Raw genomic sequence first — 21,559 nt, 5'->3', positions numbered from 1 at the left:
AAAAAGAAATCGTTTTTGTATTCAAATAAATTCAGATAAACATGCGAATCATTAAATTGACAGTTTTAGCCTTGTGTCTGGGCGTTTCGGTAGTTTGGGCCGATGACCGACCGATTTATAAAGATAAGAATGCTCCGATCGAAGATCGTGTTGAAGATTTATTGCGCCGGATGACCTTGCGCGAGAAGGTAGGGCAGTTGCAGCAGCGTTGTACTTGGGATATCAATAATATTGGAGGTACATATAATGGGGAAAGCTTCGGCACTGCTCACGAGATGAATATATCGGCTCAGCAAGCCGCCGATTTATACCAGAAGATACATGAATATATGGCAAACGAGACCCGTCTGGGTATTCCTATCCTGACTTCGGCAGAAGGTATTCATGGTATTTTGCAGAACGGATGTACTATATTCCCACAAGCTATCGCACAGGGGAGCACATGGAATCCCGACTTGATCTGCCAGATGACGAAAGCCGAAGCGGCAGAAGCACGTGTGATGGGGATTCGTCAGGTCTTGTCTCCGGTGTTGGACATTGCGCGCGAGTTGCGCTGGGGACGTGTGGAAGAGACTTTCGGAGAAGATCCTTACCTTATATCTGAAATGGGGATCGGTTTCGTTCGCGGTTTCCAGAAGAATGGAGTAGGATGTATGCCCAAGCATTTCGTTGCACACGGTACGCCTACAGGCGGACTGAACAGTGCTTTCGTAGCCGGTGGTGAGCGTGAATTGCGTAATTTGTATATGTATCCTTTCGCTCGTGTCATCAAAGAAGCCGATCCGGTTGCGGTCATGAGTTGCTATAGCGCTTATGACGGAATCCCTGTGACGGGTTCTTCCTACTTTATGACCGATATCCTGCGTGGAGAACTGGGCTTTAAAGGTTTTGCATATTCTGACTGGGGTTCTGTCGACCGTCTGAAAACATTCCATATGGCAGCTCCCAGCACCGAAGCTGCTGCTAAAATGGCTCTGACGGCTGGTATTGATATAGACGTTTGGGACGCGGCGTATGAAACCTTGCAAGGTCAGGTGGAGAAAGGTCAGCTGGATGTGATGTATATCGACCGTGCCGTTCGTCGTATTTTGACGGCTAAGTTTAAACTGGGCCTGTTTGACGATCCTTATGGTGATCCGAAGAGTGTCAGCAAGGTCGTTCGTAACAAGCAACATGTGGAACTGGCCAAGAAGGTAGCGGATGAAAGTGCCGTATTGTTAGAAAACAAGAATAATATATTGCCGTTGGACTTGTCCAAATACAAATCGATCGCTGTGGTAGGACCGAACGGAGATCATGGAGTTGCCGGAGATTATGCATGGGTGAATCCGGAAGATCGCGAATGTGTATCTTTGTATGAAGGTATCAAAAATGTATTCGGCAAGAAAGTAACGGTCAACCATGTGGACGGCTGTGACTGGTGGAGCCAGAATGAAGAGGGTATTGCCGATGCGGTGAAGATGGTGGAAAAGAGTGATCTGGCAATTGTGGCAGTGGGTACGCGCAGTTATTGGCTGGGGCGTAATGCAAAGGATCATAAAGTAACTTCGGGTGAAGGGTTTGATTTATCTTCATTGGAGCTTCCGGGCAAGCAGCTGGAACTGATGAAAGCTGTGAAGGCAACAGGTAAACCTATGATTGTAGTTCTGATTACCGGTAAACCGTTGGTTCTTTCGTGGGCAAAGGAAAATGCAGATGCTATATTGGTGCAATTCTACGCGGGTGAGCAACAAGGTAACTCAATGGCTGAGATTCTGCTGGGAAAAGTAAATCCTTCGGGACGTTTAAATATATCCTTTCCCAGAAGTACAGGTAATATTCCTTGTTATTATAACTATTATCCCACTGACCGTGAGCAATGGTTTGACCAGGGTGGTTCGCCGGATGATCCTAAGGGACACTATATCTTTGAGAAACCGTATGCCTTGTACAACTTCGGATATGGTCTGAGCTATACCGATTTCAAATATAACACCTGTACATTGAGTGATTCCATCTTCTCTGATAAAGGAAAACTGATGGTGAATGTAGAAGTGGAAAATACCGGAAAACGGGAAGGTCAGGAAGTCGTTCAGCTATATGTACGCGACATGGTCAGTTCTATTTCTACTCCTATCCAGCAATTGAAGGCATTCAAGAAAATCAACCTTAAACCGGGAGAAAAAACAATGGTTTCACTGGAACTGCCTATTTCCGAACTGGCTTTTTACAATGCATATATGAGAAAAGTGGTAGAACCGGGAGAGTTTGAGATACAGGTCGGCAGTTCGTCGGACAGGATTCATTTCAAGAATACTATTGTAGTTAAATAGTTGCTGTTTATGGAGTTAAAATACAAACATATCTTCGTGCTCATTGCCCTCTCTCTGGGGGGAATGAGTACATGGGGACAACCGAAGGTTACGTACCGGCAAATTGTGACTTCGCCTATTGACAGCTGGGTAGAGGTAACAGACCGGACAAAGGCAATGAATGGCGAAACTCAGGAGGAGGCAAGCGTATCAAATGGCAAAGGGCAGACAATCGAAGGATTCGGGGCATGTTTTAATGAACTGGGCTGGGTGTCACTTGGATTGTTGCCTTCCGCTGACCGCGAGTCAATAATGAAAGAGCTTTTTCTTCCGAATTATGGAGCCAATTTCACTATTTGCCGGATGCCGATAGGAGCAAACGATTTCTCCCGTGACTGGTATTCGTACAATGAGAATGACGGTGACTTTAAGATGAAGAATTTCTCGATACAAAACGATACAGAGACTCTGATACCGTTTATAAAGAGCGCACAACTTCAGAATGCTGATATAAAGGTTTGGGCATCACCCTGGTGCCCTCCTTCCTGGATGAAGCATAACAAACATTATGCAAGTGCCGTGTGTGATCCTTCGTTGAAGAATACGAAGTTTGACAATGGACTTCCGGCTGACCGTGCGGGAAGGGAAGGAATGGATATGTTTATTCTGAAGCCCGAATATCTGAAAGCATACGCGCTGTATTTCTCGAAGTTTATTAAGGCTTACAGAAAGGCAGGGATTGACATCTTTGGTGTAATGCCTCAGAATGAGTTCAACTCGGCACAGATTTTTCCCAGTTGCTGCTGGACGGCACAAGGATTAGCTTCCTTTGTCGGCGATTATCTGGGACCTGAGATGAAGAAGCTTAATGTGGATGTCATGTTCGGTACCATGGAGCGTGCAAACTATCTGTTGGTAGACACCATATTGCAGGATTCTAACGCGAAGAAGTACGTCAAGGCAGTCGGTTTTCAGTGGGCAGGAAAGGATGCGGTGAAGGAAGTGAGAAGGCATTATCCAAAGATGAAACTGATGCAGACTGAGCAGGAATGTGGTGACGGACACAACGACTGGAACGGCATGCTCCATTCATGGGATTTGCTTAAACACTATATGGACAATGGTATTTCGATATACAATTATTGGAATGTTTCCCTTGAAGAAGGAGGAATCAGTCGTTGGGGATGGAGGCAAAACTCATTGGTGGTGGTGAACCCTGAATCAAGAATGTTCAGATTTACTTATGAGTATTATCTGATGAAACATATCAGTCATTTTGTGTTGCCGGGTGCTGTCTATCGTCCGGTGGAAGGTTCTGCCAAAGAGATACTGGCATTCGAAAATCCTGATGGAAGTACCGTGTTGTTGTATATGGAGAAGGAAGGCAAGGATAAGACGGTGACGGTAAAGCTGAAAGGCACGTCATTCCGGTTCTTTACGAAAGCCAATTGTCTGAATACGATAAAGGTGGATTAACAGGTAAAAAAGGTATTCGTCCGCACGGGACGAACCGAATTATAAAAAAATAGGTACGGATTACACGGATGAACACGGTTTTTAGATACTCAATCTCTTAAAACCGTGTTCATCCATGTAATCCGTGCCTAAATAATATTTATTTTGCCTCTTCGGAAGTCTGTAACATCTGGAACAGCTTATCCAACTTCGGAGCCATAATGATTTCCGTACGGCGGTTCTTGCTTCTTCCTTCTGCTGTTTCATTGTCGTCAACAGGCATATATTCGCCACGGCCACTGGGCTGTATCTGCAAAGGATTTACACCGTAATTCTTAATCAGGATACGTACTACAGAAGTAGCACGGATTACACTTAAATCCCAGTTATCTTTGAACTGTACCGTGTTGATCGGCTTATTGTCGGTGTGGCCTTCAATAAATACATCAATGTCGGTTTGCTTATTCAGTACTTCCGCCAACTTGCCGAGCGCTTCTTCACCGCGTTTGTCCAAACGGGCGCTTCCTGACTGGAACAGCAGTTTATCCGACATCGCTACATACACTTTGCCGTCTTTCTCGCGAACGGTCAGCTCTTCAGTGCTAAAGCCCAGTAAGGCGTCTTTCACACTGCTCAGCAGTTGCTTCACTTTCTCGTTCTGGGCATTAATCATGTCTTGTAGCTCGTTGATGGTGCGTTCTCTTTCGCTGAGTTCGTTTTTCTTCTGACTCAACAAGGCATTCAGTTTTTCCTGTTCGGTCATGTTAGTGCTGAGCATGCTCTGATACTGGCGGATACTGTTTCCCATCTGTGTCGTATCACGCAGGAGCTTCTTGATCTGTGCCGACATCTGGTCGCCTGTATTACGGCAATCGGTCAGCAGGCTCTGCAAGCTATCGATACTTGCCATACGTGCGGCTTCTGTCATCATGAACTTCTTTTTCGTTACACACGAAGTACACAATAATAAGGTAAGGAGAGCAAATAATGCAATTTTCTTCATGACGCTTTATTTTTTTTGCAAAGAAATAATATTCTTGCGAAGATTACAAAAAATCTTTTATTAAACTCTGTATCATATGGTAAAGAAATACTTTGGATGCTGTTACTTGTTGAAAGTTACTTCATGCCAAGTTATGCAGCCTCCCGGATAATGCAGGGAAATCAGCGTTGCAGAAACTCACAAAGTTTCTGTACAGCCAGTGCACGGTGACTGATCTTATTCTTTATTTCGTTTCCCAGCTCGGCAAAAGTCTGTTGGTAGCCTTCGGGTTTGAATATCGGATCATAACCAAAGCCGGAATCCCCACGTTTTTCTTGGATGATTTCTCCTTTTATCACTCCTTCAAAGAGATATTCCTTTCCATCTAAAATCAGCGAAATGGCAGTACGGAATTGTGCTTTCCGGTTCTCTTTTCCTTCCAGTTCGTGAAGCAGCTTGCGCATATTCGCCTGAGCATCGTGTCCCTCGCCTTCGGCATAACGGGCAGAGTATACCCCGGGTGCCCCGTTCAGTGCTTCCACTTCCAGTCCGGTGTCATCGGCAAAGCAATCCAGATGATAGTTTTTGTAGATAAAAGAGGATTTCAGTAAGGCATTTCCTTCCAGTGTTTCGGCTGTTTCGGGAATGTCCGTGTGACAGTCGATATCATTCAGGCTGAGCAGTTCTATCTGATTCCCGAGGATAGCGGCTACTTCTTCGAGTTTATGAGCATTGTTAGTAGCAAATACAAGCTTGCGTTTCATTGTCTTATTCTTGTTTTAGCGGAATTATCCGGATTCATTCACCTGTTTATTTCACTTTCAACTGATCGAATCCTTCGCCATATACACCAATGACAGAACTCTGTGAGATGAAAGCGTTCGGGTCGATACGTTTTACCAGTCGGAAGATATCCAGCGACTGACGCCTTTTGGCCAGTACGACCAGTACTTTTACGTCGTTTTTGCTATACCATCCGGTGCCGTTGAGTACCGTTACTCCGCGGTCTGTATCTTTGATGATACGGTCGGCTATTTCGTCATACTTCTTGGAGAAGATAAAGAACTGGACGGATTGGCGGGCACTGTTGATAATCCAGTCGAGCACGACACCGATGATGAACAGGGTGACGAAACCGAAGATTACCCGGCGCCAGTCATGGAATACAAAGTAACAGGAGCTGATGATGAATACATCACAAATCATGATCATTCTTCCCAGCGATACGTCTTTGTATTTATTGACAATAGCGGCGATAATATCCGTTCCTCCGGTACTTCCGTTATAATTGAAAGTAATGCCCAGGCCTACACCGCACATAGCCGCACCGATGATACAGGCCATAAAGTCCTGTCCGCTGCCAAGCAGCAGAGGTTTCCCGTCAGCAGACATATCAGGTGTCTGTATGTAGTTATTTACCAGCACTTGGAATATCCACAGCAAGAAGGTCAGCATGAAAATAGCGTAAGTAGTCTTTATGCTGAATCGCGGACCTAATATCTTGATAGCGAATGTCATCAGAACTGCATTGATAATAAAGTACGACCACTGGATAGGAAATCCTGTTGCGTAATAAATGATAGCCCCGATACCGGTAGTACCTCCTGTCGTTATCTGGTAGGGTAGCAAGAACGCCGCCCATCCCAAAGCATAACTTATCAATCCGAGAGTAATGTAGATATAATCTTTCACCTCTCTCATTATTTCCGCCTTTGCTGGTTTGCGCATTTTGGTTTATTATTGGTTAAATCTGTATAGTGCGAACTTGTATTAAGATTCTCTTATACTATTTTCAGGCACGGATTACACGGATTAACGCGGCCTTTTCAATAACTCAAAACCGTGAAATCCGCGTAATCCGTGCCTAAAATCTATTATACTACTACGTTTACAATCTTTTTCGGCACGACGATGATCTTCTTCGGTGTTTTGCCTTCGATCCATTTCTGCGAACGTTCGTCGGCTAATACGGCAGCCTGAATGGTGTCCGAAGCGGCATCAGCGTCAAACTCCATGTTGAAGCGTGCTTTTCCGTTGAAGGAGATGGTATAGTTGATCGTATCTTCTTTCAGATATTCTTCGTTGAATGCGGGCCATGCGGCATCGCATACGGAAGTTTCGTGTCCCAGTGTATCCCACAACTCTTCGCATACATGCGGAGCGAAAGGAGCGAGAACGATAATGAGCTGTTCCAGTATCTCTTTCTTGCTGCATTTCAGATTGGAGAGTTCGTTGACACAAATCATGAATGCGCTGACAGAGGTATTGTATGAGAACTGTTCGATATCTCCCGTTACCTTCTTGATCAGCTTGTGAAGACTCTTCAATTCTTCTTTCGTTGCAGGTTCGTCTTTCACCAGATACTCGTCCGTACGACTGTAGAACAACGACCAGAACTTACGGATAAAGCGGTGTACACCGTCGATACCGTTCGTATCCCAAGGCTTGGATTGCTCCACCGGACCGAGGAACATTTCATACATACGAAGTGTATCCGCGCCGTATTTATCTACAATCATATCCGGGTTGACCACGTTGAACATTGATTTGCTCATCTTCTCAACTGCCCATCCGCAGATGTATTTTCCGTCTTCGAGGATGAACTCAGCTTCCGCATATTCGGGACGCCATGCCTTGAATGCTTCCAGATCGAGAATATCATTGGATACGATGTTTACATCCACATGAAGCGGAGTAACTTCGTATTGGTCTTTCAGGTTCAGTGAAACGAAGGTGTGAGTATTTTTGATACGATATACAAAGTTACTGCGGCCTTGGATCATCCCTTGATTTACTAACTTTTGGAACGGTTCTTCTACTACGGATGCGCCTACATCGTGCAGGAACTTATTCCAGAAACGAGAGTAGATCAAGTGTCCGGTAGCGTGTTCCGTTCCTCCAACATAGAGGTCTACGTTCTTCCAGTATTCGTCCACTTTCGGGTCCACTAATGCTTGGTGGTTGTGCGGGTCCATGTAGCGCAGATAGTATGCGGAGGAACCGGCAAATCCCGGCATGGTGTTCAGTTCCAACGGGAAGATGGTGATGTTGTCGATCTTCTCATTTTCTACTGTGCACTTGTTTACCGTGTCCCATGCCCACTTAGTGGCATGTCCCAATGGGGGCTCGCCTGTTTCGGTCGGCAGGAATTTGTCTACTTCCGGAAGTTCCAGTGGCAGACAGTCTTCTTCGATTACGTAAGGCATTCCGTTTTTGTAGTAAACCGGGAATGGTTCTCCCCAGTAACGTTGACGTGAGAAAATGGCATCACGCAGACGGTAGTTCACCTTTACACGTCCCAAGTTATGCTCTTTCACATATTGCTTGGTCTTTTCGATGGCTTCTTTGATGGTCAGTCCGTTCAGGGAAAGATCGCAGTAAGGAGTTACATCCGGGCGGGGAGAGTTGCAGACGATTCCTTCTTTGGCGTCGAAACTTTCTTCACTTACGTCACAACCTTCTACCAACGGGCGGATTTCCAGTCCGAAATGCTTGGCAAAAGCATAGTCGCGGCTATCGTGGGCGGGTACGGCCATGATGGCTCCTGTTCCGTATCCTGCCAATACGTAATCGCTGATCCAGATGGGCACTGCTTCACCTGTAAACGGATTGATGGCATACGAACCGCTGAATACACCGGTAACGCTGCGGTCGGCGATACGTTCGCGTTCCGTACGCTTCTTGGTGCGGTCCAGATAGGCGTCTACTTCTGCTTTCTGTTCAGGAGTAGTCAACTGGGCTACCAGTTCACTTTCCGGAGCCAGTACCATGAAGGTCACGCCGAACATGGTATCTGCACGGGTGGTAAAGATGGTAAATTCGAGATCGCTGTCTTTTACTTTAAACTGCACTTCAGCACCTTCGGAGCGTCCGATCCAGTTCTTCTGAGTTTCTTTCAGTGATTCGGTCCAGTCGATGGTATCCAGTCCGTCGAGCAGGCGTTGTGCGTAAGCGGATACACGCAGACACCACTGGCGCATCTTTTTCTGAACTACAGGGAAGCCGCCGCGTTCGCTGACGCCGTCTATTACTTCGTCGTTTGCTAATACGGTTCCCAGTGCCTGACACCAGTTCACCATTGTTTCACCCAGGTAAGCGATGCGGTAGTTCATCAGGATTTCCTGCTGTTCCTTTTCGCTTTTCGCTTTCCATTCTTCGGCGGTAAAGCTGAGTTCTTCGCTGCAGGCAGCGTTGAGTCCTTTGTTTCCGTAGATTGCGAATGCGTCGATCAGTTCTTGGATAGGGCGTGCCTGCTGTTCGTCGTTGCAGTAGTAGCTGTTGAACATTTTGAGGAAAGCCCATTGAGTCCAGTGATAATATTCGGGTTCGCAGGTACGGATTTCACGGCTCCAGTCGAAAGAGAAGCCTATTTTATCGAGTTGCTCGCGATAACGGTCGATGTTGTTGACGGTTGTGATAGCGGGATGCTGTCCGGTCTGGATGGCGTACTGCTCTGCCGGCAAACCGTAAGCGTCGTATCCCATCGGATTGAGTACATTGAAGCCACGCAGTCGTTTGTAACGGGCGTAAATGTCCGAAGCGATGTATCCCAGCGGATGCCCTACGTGCAATCCGGCTCCCGACGGGTAAGGGAACATATTCAATACATAGAATTTCTGCTTCGATTCGTCTTCCGTAACCTGGTAGGTTTTCTCTTCCACCCACCTTTGCTGCCACTTCTTTTCAATCTCCCTGAAATTGTACTCCATAGTGATAAAGTTTTTATTTATAGTGATTTATACTGTTATTTCAATTTGAGCTAGCAAATTTACGTGTTTATTTTCAGATAACCACGTAGTGAGTGAAAAAAACCTTTTTTATGATAAGGTATTGCGTGACAAATGGAGAAATGTCACGGAAAACATCGTCTTGCTATTGACTTTTTTGTTTTTATTTCGTATATTTGGAGGAATATAAAAAGGAAAAGTAATGATAGAATATATAAAAAATATAACATAAGCTCAATAGGTGGATGTGCAAAATTGCATAGCCAGGATAACGAATGGGCAAGAAACTGTGAAGGTTCTTGCCCATTTCTGTTATAATAATTTTATTGAGGCTGCTGGAAACTCCTAAAAATAGTTTATAATAAACTTGGGTACCGTTTATAATAAACTCTCTCGTTATTTATTAAAAAAGCGTAGGGAGTTTATTCGATTTTGGAGGAATAGTGTAAGAAAGGAAGATATACGAATTTGGGGTGTCTGATGGTGGTGATTTGTTTGTAAATTAGAACTTCTTTCTGTAAGGTTGTTTTTTCTATTTAGTTTTTGGATACTGTCTAAATATATTAGGCTTAGTTTTAAAACAAAAAAGAGACAAGAGAAAAATAACACTTAGAGATTTAGAAGGGGGAATAAAGAAAATAGTTTGATATTATCCTATTGGACTTGTCTGCGCTAATGTATATTGTAACATTCTATTTCTCGTTTTACTTTGCTGAAAATGAAATTCTATCATTTTTAGGGTTTGAACTGACAAACCTTTTAAATAAACGTTAAATTAGACCGTATATTCCCCTAAAAACGATCTTTCCCAGCCTATACCTTCATTTTTCTCCTCGAATTAATTGCAAATTAATTACTAAATTAACTAGCGGGACTTACATTTGTGCCAGTTATCATAAAATTCTAAGAAATGAAAAGGCTACTGGTACTATTAACATTGGTTCTCGCATTCTTCTCTGCCAAGGCACAGGAAAACAAAAACTACTGGAATAACAAGCTCAAAATTGTGTCATTCCGGTTACCTCCTCCTCCGGTAGGATATACACCCAAAATCGTAGATTTGAATGGTGGTGGAAAGCCGGACGCTATCTATTCGATTACCCGTGACAGTATTCCGATATTATGGCTGGACGATGACGGAGACATGAGATGGGATGATCTGGAAGGAGATACAAAAAATGACTGTCTTTTGATAGACAGAAACCGTGATGGCATTTACGGTGGACATGGTGATCTTATTATCGACTGGATAGATACCGATAATGACGGAAAAGCCGATATGCAGATTGTCGCCGAGTATCCTCCCCGGAAAGCGGACGAAGTATGGCCAAACGGACACTATATGATCGTGCTGGATACTGACAAGGATAATATCTTCAACTATATTGATTGGAACACCATGCAGATTAAAAGCTGGGACAAGACAGGTATCTGCGATTTCTATATGGATTATAGCGGGCAGTCAGCTTTTCTTAAGATTCATGCCGCTACTTACAATATGCAGGATGTAAGGCTGAACTGGGAAAATCCATTTCTTTTCTACGATGAAGACGGTGACGGACTGAGTGAAATGGCAATCAGACTGGTAGATTCTCCAAAGAAAGTAGATGCCAGTGCACCCGCCAACAGCTTCGTTAACAAGCAGCTGACCGGAAACATCGACTGGGTTTCTATTGCCGTCGATATGGATAATGATAATCGTCCGGGTGATGAATTTGACTTTGACTTCACGCTTTCTTTCAGAGGAAAAGGGTTTGATTACAGAGATCAGGTTCATAAGTTCCGGAATCCCCGATTGGCTGGGACGGATTCTTTCTTTGTAGATCCCCGTTTCAGGAGGATGACTGAGTTGATTTATCCGGACCATGACAGTGCATGGGACCTTATATTCAACAGAGGAAAATGGGATCAGGTTTATTTTGGATATGATGAAGATGATGATTGCCATCGTTGGGAACGTGTAGAGTTATACGACCCGCGCGACCCTTTCAAGGTGGGATGGAACAAAGGTGGAATTGATCATAACAAACAATCGGATGCAGCGGGTGACCGTGGGGAATGGGACCTGGATAATTCAGGAAACGGCCAACTTTATATGGGTAAGTTTGACGGCAGACTTCATCTGTATGGTGCGGAATGGGGATGCTGGCGAATCGATCAGAACACAGACTACTATCAGGGATGGGACAGGATGTGGTTCGGGTTGGACAAGAATCCTTCCCGTTTTGCAACGGTGAAGTACACTGACAAAGATGGCAACGGCTTCTTTGATTATCTGGAGTATGACCTCGATGGTGACCAGACTTTTGAAACAATTGTGGATTTAAAGGAAATGGGAGTAGACGACCGTTGCGAACTCATTGATGTTTCATCTTTTAAGTATAAAGACTTCATAAATTTGATGGATAAGATGGCAGACGGTATGTGGAACAATGCTATGCAGGCATGCAAGGTAGCCGAGCATTTTCGGGTAAATACAGGTTGGTATGCCAAGTTGAAACAGGCATTATCCATCCGTGAGAAGTATGATAAAGGATACTGGTTGCAATTGTACTTGTACAAGGATCTGGAATATCTTTTTACCCGCAACCAAGATGTCCGTTCATTGGAGAAACTAAATAAAGCCTACTATACAGGCGATTGGTCAATCCTGTTATAACTAGCTAAAGAAATAGAGATTATGACGACTAAAAAATATATTCTGATTGCTTGCGGACTTCTATGCCTGCTTTCTGTTGCCTACGGGCAGAAGCGCGAAACTTATTTCTTCTCGGCAGAGGACATGGCTAATATCCGGTCATCTGCGCAAACCCCTTGGGGAAAGACCATTGTAGATACACTAAAATCGCATATCGACGAACGGTTGAAATATCCGCTGGCTGTCCCTAAAGAAGAAGCCGGGCATCTGCACGACTATTTCTGTCCGGTACATAATGTGTTCTTTGAGTTCGACTGGAATAGTCCTGACAAGCAGTATTGTTCCTTCTGCAAGAAAACGTGGAGTTCCGACCGTATCAACTGGGCATGGATAACGATTGCCCAAGACAGGAACAAGCAGTTTCTTACTGATTGCATGTATGTGTATCTGGCTACCGGAGATAAAAAGTATGCCCGCTATATGAAAGACATGTTGCTGGATTACGCCGATAAATACCCGCATTATAAAATTCATGATAAAGGGCGTAACACTCCCGAACCTGCCAATTATAGTGCAAAGATATATGCGCAAAGTCTGGATGAGGCGGGATGGTTCAGTGATGTATGCCGTGTCTACTCTGTTGTTAAGCCTTTGCTCAAAAAGGGAGAGGTGGAAAAAATAGAGAAAGGATTGCTGAAAGAAGGTGCCGGTCTGCTTTTGAAAAGAGGTGGTGGAGGCAACTGGCAGGTCTGGAATAATAGCGGACTGGCCGCTATAGGAGTTGCCCTCAATAATGACAGTATCGTGAAAGTCGCTGTTGAACACACGAAAGTGGGTTACCGGCAGATGATGAAAACACACGTCAACAGAGACGGCTGGTGGAACGAGGGTTCTGCCAATTATCATTTCTTTCCGTTGAGGGCGATGCTGCTGACGGCTGGTGCAGTCCGTTCGATGGGATATGATTTGTGGGACAAACAACTGGAGATGATGTTCGTGGCTCCTATAAAGAGCATTTATAGTGACTTGACTTTTCCTTCCCACAACGACGGATGGTATGGAGTTTCACTGCCGACACAGATCAGACTGTATGAAGTGGCCTATGCCCGCTATAAGAATCCCCTATTGCTGAATACTCTACAGGATTGCTATCGGCTGGAAGACAGACTTTCGCCGGAAGCGCTTCTGACCAATACTACTATCCATCCCGACAAGGAACTGAAGGAATCGGAAAGCTACCTGTTTGGTCAGACGGGCTATGGGGTATTGCGGAGCGGTAAGAAGTCGGTAGTACTGAAGTACGGTCCGTCCGGTGGTGGTCATGGGCATCCGGATAAACTTTCTATCTCCATCCATAACGGTGAAAAGGAGATATTGCCTGATTTGGGCACCTGCGCCTACGGAATCCCCGATTACCTGAACTGGTATAAACGGACGCTTTCTCACAACACAGTAACTGTCGATTGTAAAGACCAGCGTCCTGCGACGGGGCAGATGGTATATTTCGATAATCATTCCATAGAAGCCTTTTGTGACAAGGCTTATCCGGGAGTCGAAATGAAGAGAAAACTTCTGTTGAAAGGAGACACCCTTTGCGACGAGTTCGATTGCATCTCAGACACGATTCATCAGTATGACTATGTGCTGTTACTGACAGAGCAGCCACAGATAGAAGGAGAGTTTACAGGTGCAAAGCTTGATGAGGCGGTTGCTTATAAACAGATCCGAAATGTGAAAAGGAGTGTGATGAATCATCCGTTTACAGTCAGTACGCCAACCGGAAAGATTACTTTTCGGGTAGATGGCGTGCCGTCCTTTGAATTGTTTGTGGGCGAAGCTTCCGGCATACCGCCTACCAATCCGGATATTGTAACAAAAACCGGGACTGAACGACGTCCTGTAGAAACCTGTTACCCGTTGATGATCCGTGTGAAAGACAAAAATATGACTGTAAGGGCACAATGGGATATTTTCTGATGTCGAGTATTTATCTTTATAATTAATATATATGAAATATCTGATAAGCTTTTTGTTTTTAGTCCTATCTTTTTCAATGAAGAGTGAGGCAAAAGTGACATTACCTTCCATACTTGGAGATAATATGGTATTACAGCAGCAAACAGAAGTCGAACTATGGGGAAAGGCCCGTCCCAATGCTGTTGTGACGGTGAAAACTTCGTGGAACAACCGGGTATATAAATCGTCGTCGGATGGAAAAGGAAACTGGTCTTTGAAGGTATCTACCCCTGTTGCGGGAGGGTCTTACAAGATTACTTTCAATGACGGCGAATTGCTCACATTGCAGAATATACTGATCGGTGAAGTCTGGTTCTGTTCGGGCCAGTCGAACATGGAGATGCCTATGGGCGGCTTCGACCGGCAACCGGTCAGAGGGACGAACGATCTCATCGCCAAAGCCAAGCCATCCACACCTATCCGAATGTACACTACAGATTCAAAGGATGGGAGATGGGTACGTCAGTTTAGTAAAACGCCTCAGGAAGACTGCCAGGGCGAATGGCTCGAAAATACCCCGGTGAATGTTTCCCACATCAGTGCCGTGTCTTATTATTTTGCACGTTATATACAGGAAGTGCTGGAAGTACCCGTAGGCATTGTTGTATCTACCTGGGGAGGATCGAAAGTGGAGGCATGGATGAGCAGGGAATCCATAAAGTCTTTTGACAGTATCGACCTTTCCATACTCGACAACGATGCTGAAGTGAAGAATCCCACCGCTACTCCGTGTGTGCTTTATAATGCGAAGATAGCTCCCTTGACTCATTTTGCTGTGAAAGGATTCTTGTGGTACCAGGGAGAAAGCAACCGTGACAATGCCGGTCTTTATCAGAGCCTTATGCCTGCCTTTGTTACTGACCTGCGTGCGAAATGGGGCAGAGGAGAGCTTCCTTTCTACTTTGTGCAGATAGCTCCTTTCAACTATGAAGGAGCCGACGGTACTTCGGCTGCCCGCCTGCGTGAAGTGCAGTTGCAGAATATGAAGGATATACCGAATAGTGGCATGGTGACGACAATGGATGTCGGCCATCCGGTTTTCATTCATCCCGTAGACAAGGAGACGGTAGGAAACAGGCTGGCCTATTGGGCATTGGCACAGACCTACGGTATGAAAGGATTTGGATATGCTCCCCCTGTTTATAAATCAATGGAGATACAGGAGAATAAAATCTATATCAATTTCGATCATGCCCAACGCGGACTGAGCCCAATGTGGACATCGCTCAAAGGATTTGAGATAGCAGGTGAAGATAAAGTGTTCCACCCGGCTTTTGCCGAAATAGAAACCAAGACTGCCCGGCTGGCTGTTTCGAGTGACAAAGTTCCTCATCCTGTGGCCGTGCGGTATGCGTATAAGAATTATGTAGAAGCAAGCATTTTCAGCATTCATGGTATCCCTGCGGCGCCTTTCCGGACTGATAACTGGTAATTCCGTATGAAATATATCCGTGAAAGTCAGTGCGTATATCCATGATTCCCTGTATCTTTGTGTCCTCATTAAAACCATCATTATGGAACTAAAGCATGGATACTATCATCTGATTGCCATACTAACAGTAGCTATCTGGGGACTGACATTCATTTCGACTAAAGTATTGATAAATCACGGGTTGACACCTCAGGAAATATTCTTTTACCGCTTTCTGATTGCATATACAGGCATTTGGGTCATTTCTCCCAAACGTTTGTTCACCGGTAACTGGAAAGATGAATTGTGGCTGGTAGCCGGAGGTATATTCGGCGGCTCGCTTTATTTCTTTACAGAGAATACCGCTTTAGGGATTACGCAGGCTTCGAATGTATCGTTTATCATTTGCACGGCTCCCTTGCTGACCACTATCTTGTCTCTGCTTTTTTATAAGAGCGAAAAGGCATCGAAAGGACTGATATACGGTTCTTTACTGGCATTGATGGGGGTAGGGTTGATTGTTTTTAACGGTAGTTTCGTACTCAAAATATCTCCGATAGGCGATTTGCTGACTTTGCTTGCCGCATTGTCCTGGGCATTCTATAGTTTGATTATTAAAAAAATGGCCGGACGCTATCCTACTGTATTTATCACCCGTAAGATTTTCTTTTATGGAGTGCTGACTATTTTGCCTGCTTTTCTCCTGCATCCGTTGCAGCCCGATACTGCCGTACTTTTGCAACCGGGCGTATTATTCAATTTGCTATTCCTCGCCGTGCTGGCTTCCCTGATTTGCTATGTACTGTGGAATGTAGTGTTGAAACAGTTGGGAACAGTTCGGGCATCCAATTATATCTATCTCAATCCTTTGGTTACAATGATTGCATCGTCCCTTATTCTGGATGAGAAGATTACTCTGGTAGCTTTGGGCGGTGCTGCTTGTATTGTCTGCGGAGTATATTGGGCGGAAAAGAAATAAAGTTCAGGGAGAACTCTTTATTTTAGGCTATATATTATTTATAAATGAATAAGACCGTCTCTGATAAGAAAGAGGGGCGGTCTTATTTTAGCTGTTTACATCTTATTTATCGAATAGGTAGTTGTTTACCTTTAGGAATTATCCGTCGCTGCTTTTATTTCTTTCGGATTTTAATTTGGTCAATCATAACTCCTTCGTCTAAAGCAGTGATTTTCAGACTCTGTTTCTTTGATGAACTTATTTTATGCGAAGTCGTTCGTTTTGCCTGATTGCTGAGGACATTCAGTTTCCATTCTTCACTTCGTCCTTCGGTGTGAAAGTCGACAATTTGTTCCGGTTCGTTACCGATAGAAATAGCATATCTGATTTGTTTACCTTCAACCGGATGGTTAGGAGTTAAAGCAACCTCTATCAGGATTGAATCAGTATCATTAGCTTTAAAGTTATATATGACATCGCTTCCTTTAGATAGACTGATGGCTCCACGTTGATAACCCAGACCATGGGTAACGGGGCTTTCTCCGTTAAATTGGGAATAATCTTTTCCATTGAATAGGTAAAGAGGATGATCATCTTCCGGTAGCGGGGTGGTGGATCGGGTATGTGGAACTTTCTTGAACACCGGTAGGCTTTGTGGATAGCTCATCATTTTTTTCCATTTGCCGTTATTAAGGGAGTTATATCTCTCCATTAAGGAGGCCATGTTGTTGTATGCCGTATCGCTCAGTCGCCAGTCTGCTAATTCGTGGCGTGCCAGCTGTCCGTAAAGATGCTTTTTGTTCATTTCGTGGGCTGCACGAACAGGAAACTCGATCAACTGAAACCATACAAATTGTTTATCCGGAGCAACCTTTTGAGACATTGAGGTAACTTTAGCTGCAATTGTTTCGTATTCTTTAATGCGTTGTTTAATGTATTTTTCGCTCCATGGAAGATCGGAGATGATTTTGTATTTAGGGTCTTTTTCCTCTATACGTGTGTTGCCCATAAATTCCGGTTTACGTATGTAGGCAAGGCGGTAATATTCATTCATTACCGGAAGCAGTTCTTTGGCATTTTTTTCTCCGAACTCTCTGCTGAGCCAGGAGTATAAGTGCTTGTCCAGCCCGTTTATATTGTTTTCAATAGCATTGATATCCCATGCCATATCCAGGAACAATTCCGTAAGGTATTCACCGGGCTTGATATCGCCTACATTCAGTATCCACATATCTTGGGCTCCTTTGTCGTAGGCTAATTTCATTTGTGTATAAAGTTGGGCGGGATGGTTAGTTGCCAGCCAAAGGTAACTGTGCGGGCGTCCCCAGTATGAAATGTGATAATAAATACCATTTCCGCCTTTGCGTGCACGCTCTTTGCTGTCAGGGAAATGGCGGATGTACCCATAGTTATCGTCGCACCATAGCAAAGAAACATCTTCTGGCACTTCCAGACCCATTTTGTAAACGTCCAGTACTTCTTTATAAGGGATGAATACTTGCGATACTTGCTCTACATTCGGATTTACATACTTTGCTATCATTTCCCGCTGGTCTTTGAGTACATTAGTCAGGGCTGCTTTCTGTTCTTGTAAGGTGTTTGCACCCTGCATCTTACCATCATGTACTCCACGGATGCCCAAAGTGTAAATATTATCGGAACCGGCGAGCTCTTTGACGCGTTCTTCCCAAAATCTGAGCACATTTTCGCGGTTGTTCACGTAGTCGTACTTTCCGGTTCCGGCTGTTTTCCATTCAGCATTGGTATTTCGCATCATTGGTTCGCAATGGGCAGTACCAATAAATATTCCATATTTGTCTGCAGTCTCCTTGTTGCCCGGTGTCAGGTAGAAAGCGACGGAGCAGGTATGCATGGCAGGCCAGAATGTGTTGGCTCGCAGACGTAACAATAGTTCGAATATCCTTGCATGTGTTTTAGGGCCGATTTGTCCTTTTGTATCAGACGGTTCGTGGGTTAGGTAGCTCCATGGGGTTAGTCCCCAGTCTTCGTCGTTGATAAAGATGCCACGACGGGCAACCGAGGGATATTGGAGTGTTTTGAATCCTTCTTTCAGTTTGAATGATTGCTTTTTCTCTACAGGAGAATCTGCCCACCATTCCCAAGGAGATACACCGATCATTCGTGACAGTTCCAGAATGCCATAAGCAGTTCCGCGCTTGTCACTACCCAGTATGATCAGGTGGTTGTCTTTGACACTAACCAGAAAAGCTTCCTCATGCTGCTTTAGTTCCTGAATATCCTTGATAGCGATGAATTGTTCCGCTTTCTTATTCAGTCCGATTGTGCCTATGTATATATTTCCCTGTTGGTTACTTGTTTTCAACTCTCTGTCGAAAACATTGACATAATCTTTCTGAAACATCTCAAAGGCGGTGTGGACCACTTGTTCTTCACTATCGTTGATGACCACTGTTACATCTTTATCATTCCGAAAGACAAAACCAGCTGAAGCATAAAGTGGAAAAATAACTCCGATTAAAATGCTGATGATTAATTTTCTCATGGATATTTTATGGGAATAAATGGTTAATTCATTTTGTTTTTAGAGCGATTGTTGCTGGTTGTACTCCTCCTGCACTCACTGTCAATTTCATTTCTCCGGGCTCGTAGCCGGAGCGGACAATTACCATTGCTCTTCCTTTGAAAAGCATCGGTTGAAGTGAGCCGAAACTTGCCATATCTGTTGGAGAAGCATTTCCGGAGCCGATGATCTTGCCGGTTCCTTTATGACTAATCTGTATTTTACGGTCATTGTGAGAGATGATATTTCCTTTTTTATCAACAAGTTCTATTAGTACATAGGAGAGGTCCTGCCCATGAGCTTTCATCTTTGTCTTATCGGCTGTTAATCTGAGGGCGACAGGTTCTCCGGTAGTTTCCAGTATGACGGAATCCCCTTTTCCATTCTCGTTTACTTCCACTGCTGTTAGTTTCCCTGCCTGATAGGGCACTCTAAAGGAAGCTTTATATAGCTCGTTTGTTTCTTTCTCACCTACAAGAGAATCATTCAGGTATAATCTCACTTTAGAAGCACGCGTATATACATTAACTTTCATCATTTTATTTTCCATTCCGGGAAAGGTCCATGATAAGGATTCTTCAGGCCATCCCCAGAAACTTACTTTACGGATCTTACCTTCTGGGACAGGTGTTTCGACTGCCATGCTTATCTTTCTGTTGTGCCATAAAATATCACGATAGTAGGATTGAGCTTTTTTTACGCCTAAAAGGTCAATATCTCCACACCAGCCATTAAACCAGGGCCAACCCATGAACTGGTGTACGTTTTCTTCCGGATCTACTTCGATGGAATTGCCCAGTCCCGATTCGCCGAGATAATCAATTGCTGTCCATATAAAATCTCCTATGACGTAGGGAAGCTTTTCTACTTTATCCCAGTTTTGAGATGCTTCGTTGGCCACACTTTCACTGCTGTACATGATGCGTTCGGGATATTTGGCATGGTCTTCCTCATAAAAACGCCACATATAATTGTAACCGGCTACATCAAGATGCCTGAAAGCCTTTTCAAGAGAAAGCATATTCTTCCTGTCTTTATCCCAGTACTTATTTACTCCGGCGGTGACAGGACGGGTATTATCATGCTTAAGTATTTCTTTTTTCAAATCTTCTGCAATCTTGAGTCCATTGTCCGAAATACGTTCCCTGATTTCATTTCCGATGCTCCACATGATTACCGAAGGATGATTACGGTCTCTTAGCACTAAAGACCGGATGTCACGTGCGCTCCACTCGTTAAAATAAAGATGATAATCTTCCGGATTCTTTTTTATTTTCCATTGGTCGAATGCTTCGTCAATAACCAACATGCCTAATCGGTCGCAAGCCGACATAAAACTTTCGGACATTGGGTTGTGGGAGGTACGTACTGCATTGAATCCATTCTGTTTCAGCAATTGTATTTTTCTTTCTTCTGCTCTGTCGAAGGCGGCTGATCCTAAAAGACCGTTGTCATGGTGAACACAGCCACCTTTTAATTTCATTGGTACTCCGTTGAGTTCAAATCCTTTTCCGGTAGAGAAATGTATGGTACGAATACCGAATGGGATGGATAGTTCGTCTTTCTTTTCTTTATTTTTCCAAAGACTGATGTTAGCTATATACAGCTCCGGTGTATCGGTAGACCATAACCGGGGTTTCTTCACTGTGATGGTAAAAGGAATTTCATGTTTATTTCCTGATGTCATTTTTACAGTGCTATTGGTGGTAGATACAACTTTTCCCCTGGGGGAAGTAAGGTTGATATTTACGGTATATTCTCCTTCTTCTGTATCTCCGTTAACAATGGTTGTGTTCAGTATGACGACGGCTTGTTCCTTATCAATGCTGTTGGTGCTTATGAAAGTGCCCCAATCCTCAATATAGGACGGTGAAGTACGGATCATCCATACATGACGATAAATACCCGATCCTGTATACCAGCGGGAGTTTTTGCCTTCATTTATAACTTTAACGGCTATTATGTTTTTCTCTCCTGCTGGCTTACAGTAAGGTGTTATGTCTACTCTGAAAGAGGTGTATCCGTAGACATTATAATACGCCTTCTGTCCATTGATCCATATTTCCGATTGGTTATAAATTCCTTCGAAGTATAACTCATGTCTTTTCCCGGCATCTTCCGGTGAGATAATGAAAGTTTTACGATACCACCCTTTGCCACCTACGGTTTGTCCGGTAGCAAAACCACCTACACTCTCACGGCTGAATGGTCCTACTACTTTATCAGGCTCCTGATTCTCGAGTGGCTCGATGCTCCAGTCATGGGGAAGATCCACTTTTCTCCAGGCAGAATCGTTGTAAACAGGTGATTCTGCATTCCTAACGTCTCCCCGGTAAAAGTACCAGTTTCTGTCGAAAAGAGACTTTCTTTCAGATGCTTTCATGTTTAGGGATGGAAGCATACTCAATAAAAGTAAGTACAAGAAATATTTAAAAAGTCTTGTCTCATAATGGCTGATATTACTCATAGATAGCTTATAGATTGATTATTTTAGAGTTAACCTTTTTAATTTGTTGCAAAAGTAGCGATATGTATAATA

General features: G+C 44.1%; 12 protein-coding genes. 6 read left to right on the top strand and 6 right to left on the bottom strand.

Going from position 1 to position 21,559, the window contains the following annotated elements; genetic code table 11:
• The first annotated feature begins 41 nt into the window (after positions 1-41).
• Together K6V30_RS04385 and K6V30_RS04380 are read left to right on the top strand one after the other, a co-directional pair.
• Complete coding sequence (locus K6V30_RS04385) at positions 42-2,312, top strand: glycoside hydrolase family 3 N-terminal domain-containing protein (RefSeq protein ID WP_055269289.1); 2,271 nt, start codon at positions 42-44, stop codon at positions 2,310-2,312.
• 9 nt (positions 2,313-2,321) lie between these two features.
• Positions 2,322-3,767: a glycoside hydrolase family 30 protein gene (locus tag K6V30_RS04380; protein ID WP_055269321.1), complete on the top strand. Its 1,446-nt coding sequence runs from the start codon at positions 2,322-2,324 to the stop codon at positions 3,765-3,767.
• Between the two features lie 139 nt (positions 3,768-3,906).
• Here the strand turns inward: K6V30_RS04380 and K6V30_RS04375 are convergent, their stop codons facing one another.
• The 4 genes from K6V30_RS04375 to leuS form a co-directional block, all read right to left on the bottom strand.
• A complete protein-coding gene (locus K6V30_RS04375; RefSeq protein WP_055269288.1) occupies positions 3,907-4,749 on the bottom strand; it encodes an OmpA/MotB family protein in 843 nt (280 codons plus the stop codon).
• A 161-nt stretch (positions 4,750-4,910) separates the two neighbouring features.
• Positions 4,911-5,492, bottom strand: coding sequence for a non-canonical purine NTP diphosphatase (locus K6V30_RS04370; RefSeq protein ID WP_010535902.1), 582 nt, complete (start codon positions 5,490-5,492; stop codon positions 4,911-4,913).
• A 46-nt stretch (positions 5,493-5,538) separates the two neighbouring features.
• Positions 5,539-6,456, bottom strand: a complete 918-nt coding sequence (locus K6V30_RS04365) for a YitT family protein (protein WP_008767390.1) — start codon at positions 6,454-6,456, stop codon at positions 5,539-5,541.
• A 146-nt stretch (positions 6,457-6,602) separates the two neighbouring features.
• Positions 6,603-9,437, bottom strand: coding sequence for a leucine--tRNA ligase (gene leuS, locus K6V30_RS04360; protein ID WP_055269287.1), 2,835 nt, complete (start codon positions 9,435-9,437; stop codon positions 6,603-6,605).
• 928 nt (positions 9,438-10,365) lie between these two features.
• On the opposite strand from leuS, the gene K6V30_RS04355 reads away from it, so the two are divergent.
• The 4 genes from K6V30_RS04355 to K6V30_RS04340 all read left to right on the top strand — a co-directional run bounded on the left by K6V30_RS04355 (position 10,366) and on the right by K6V30_RS04340 (position 16,499).
• Positions 10,366-12,114: a hypothetical protein gene (locus K6V30_RS04355; RefSeq protein ID WP_055269286.1), complete on the top strand. Its 1,749-nt coding sequence runs from the start codon at positions 10,366-10,368 to the stop codon at positions 12,112-12,114.
• A gap of 21 nt (positions 12,115-12,135) precedes the next feature.
• Positions 12,136-14,070: a heparinase II/III domain-containing protein gene (locus K6V30_RS04350; protein ID WP_055269285.1), complete on the top strand. Its 1,935-nt coding sequence runs from the start codon at positions 12,136-12,138 to the stop codon at positions 14,068-14,070.
• 31 nt (positions 14,071-14,101) lie between these two features.
• Complete coding sequence (locus tag K6V30_RS04345) at positions 14,102-15,541, top strand: sialate O-acetylesterase (RefSeq protein WP_055269284.1); 1,440 nt, start codon at positions 14,102-14,104, stop codon at positions 15,539-15,541.
• Positions 15,542-15,623: 82 nt separating this feature from the next.
• On the top strand, positions 15,624-16,499 hold the full coding sequence (locus K6V30_RS04340) for a DMT family transporter (protein ID WP_055269283.1): 876 nt from the start codon (positions 15,624-15,626) through the stop codon (positions 16,497-16,499).
• Between the two features lie 154 nt (positions 16,500-16,653).
• Here the strand turns inward: K6V30_RS04340 and K6V30_RS04335 are convergent, their stop codons facing one another.
• Both K6V30_RS04335 and K6V30_RS04330 read right to left on the bottom strand, forming a co-directional pair.
• On the bottom strand, positions 16,654-19,002 hold the full coding sequence (locus tag K6V30_RS04335; RefSeq protein WP_055269282.1) for a glycosyl hydrolase 115 family protein: 2,349 nt from the start codon (positions 19,000-19,002) through the stop codon (positions 16,654-16,656).
• Positions 19,003-19,030: 28 nt separating this feature from the next.
• The gene (locus K6V30_RS04330; protein ID WP_081030807.1) at positions 19,031-21,403 is read right to left on the bottom strand and encodes a glycoside hydrolase family 2 TIM barrel-domain containing protein; all 2,373 of its coding nucleotides are present in this window, start codon (positions 21,401-21,403) and stop codon (positions 19,031-19,033) included.
• Between the last annotated feature and the right edge of the window lie 156 nt (positions 21,404-21,559).

The sequence above is a fragment of the Bacteroides faecis genome (assembly GCF_020091505.1).
In the GTDB taxonomy this organism is placed as follows: domain Bacteria; phylum Bacteroidota; class Bacteroidia; order Bacteroidales; family Bacteroidaceae; genus Bacteroides; species Bacteroides faecis.
Note: the sequence above shows the minus strand (reverse complement) of the source record. Positions and strands in the feature narration are given on the sequence as shown.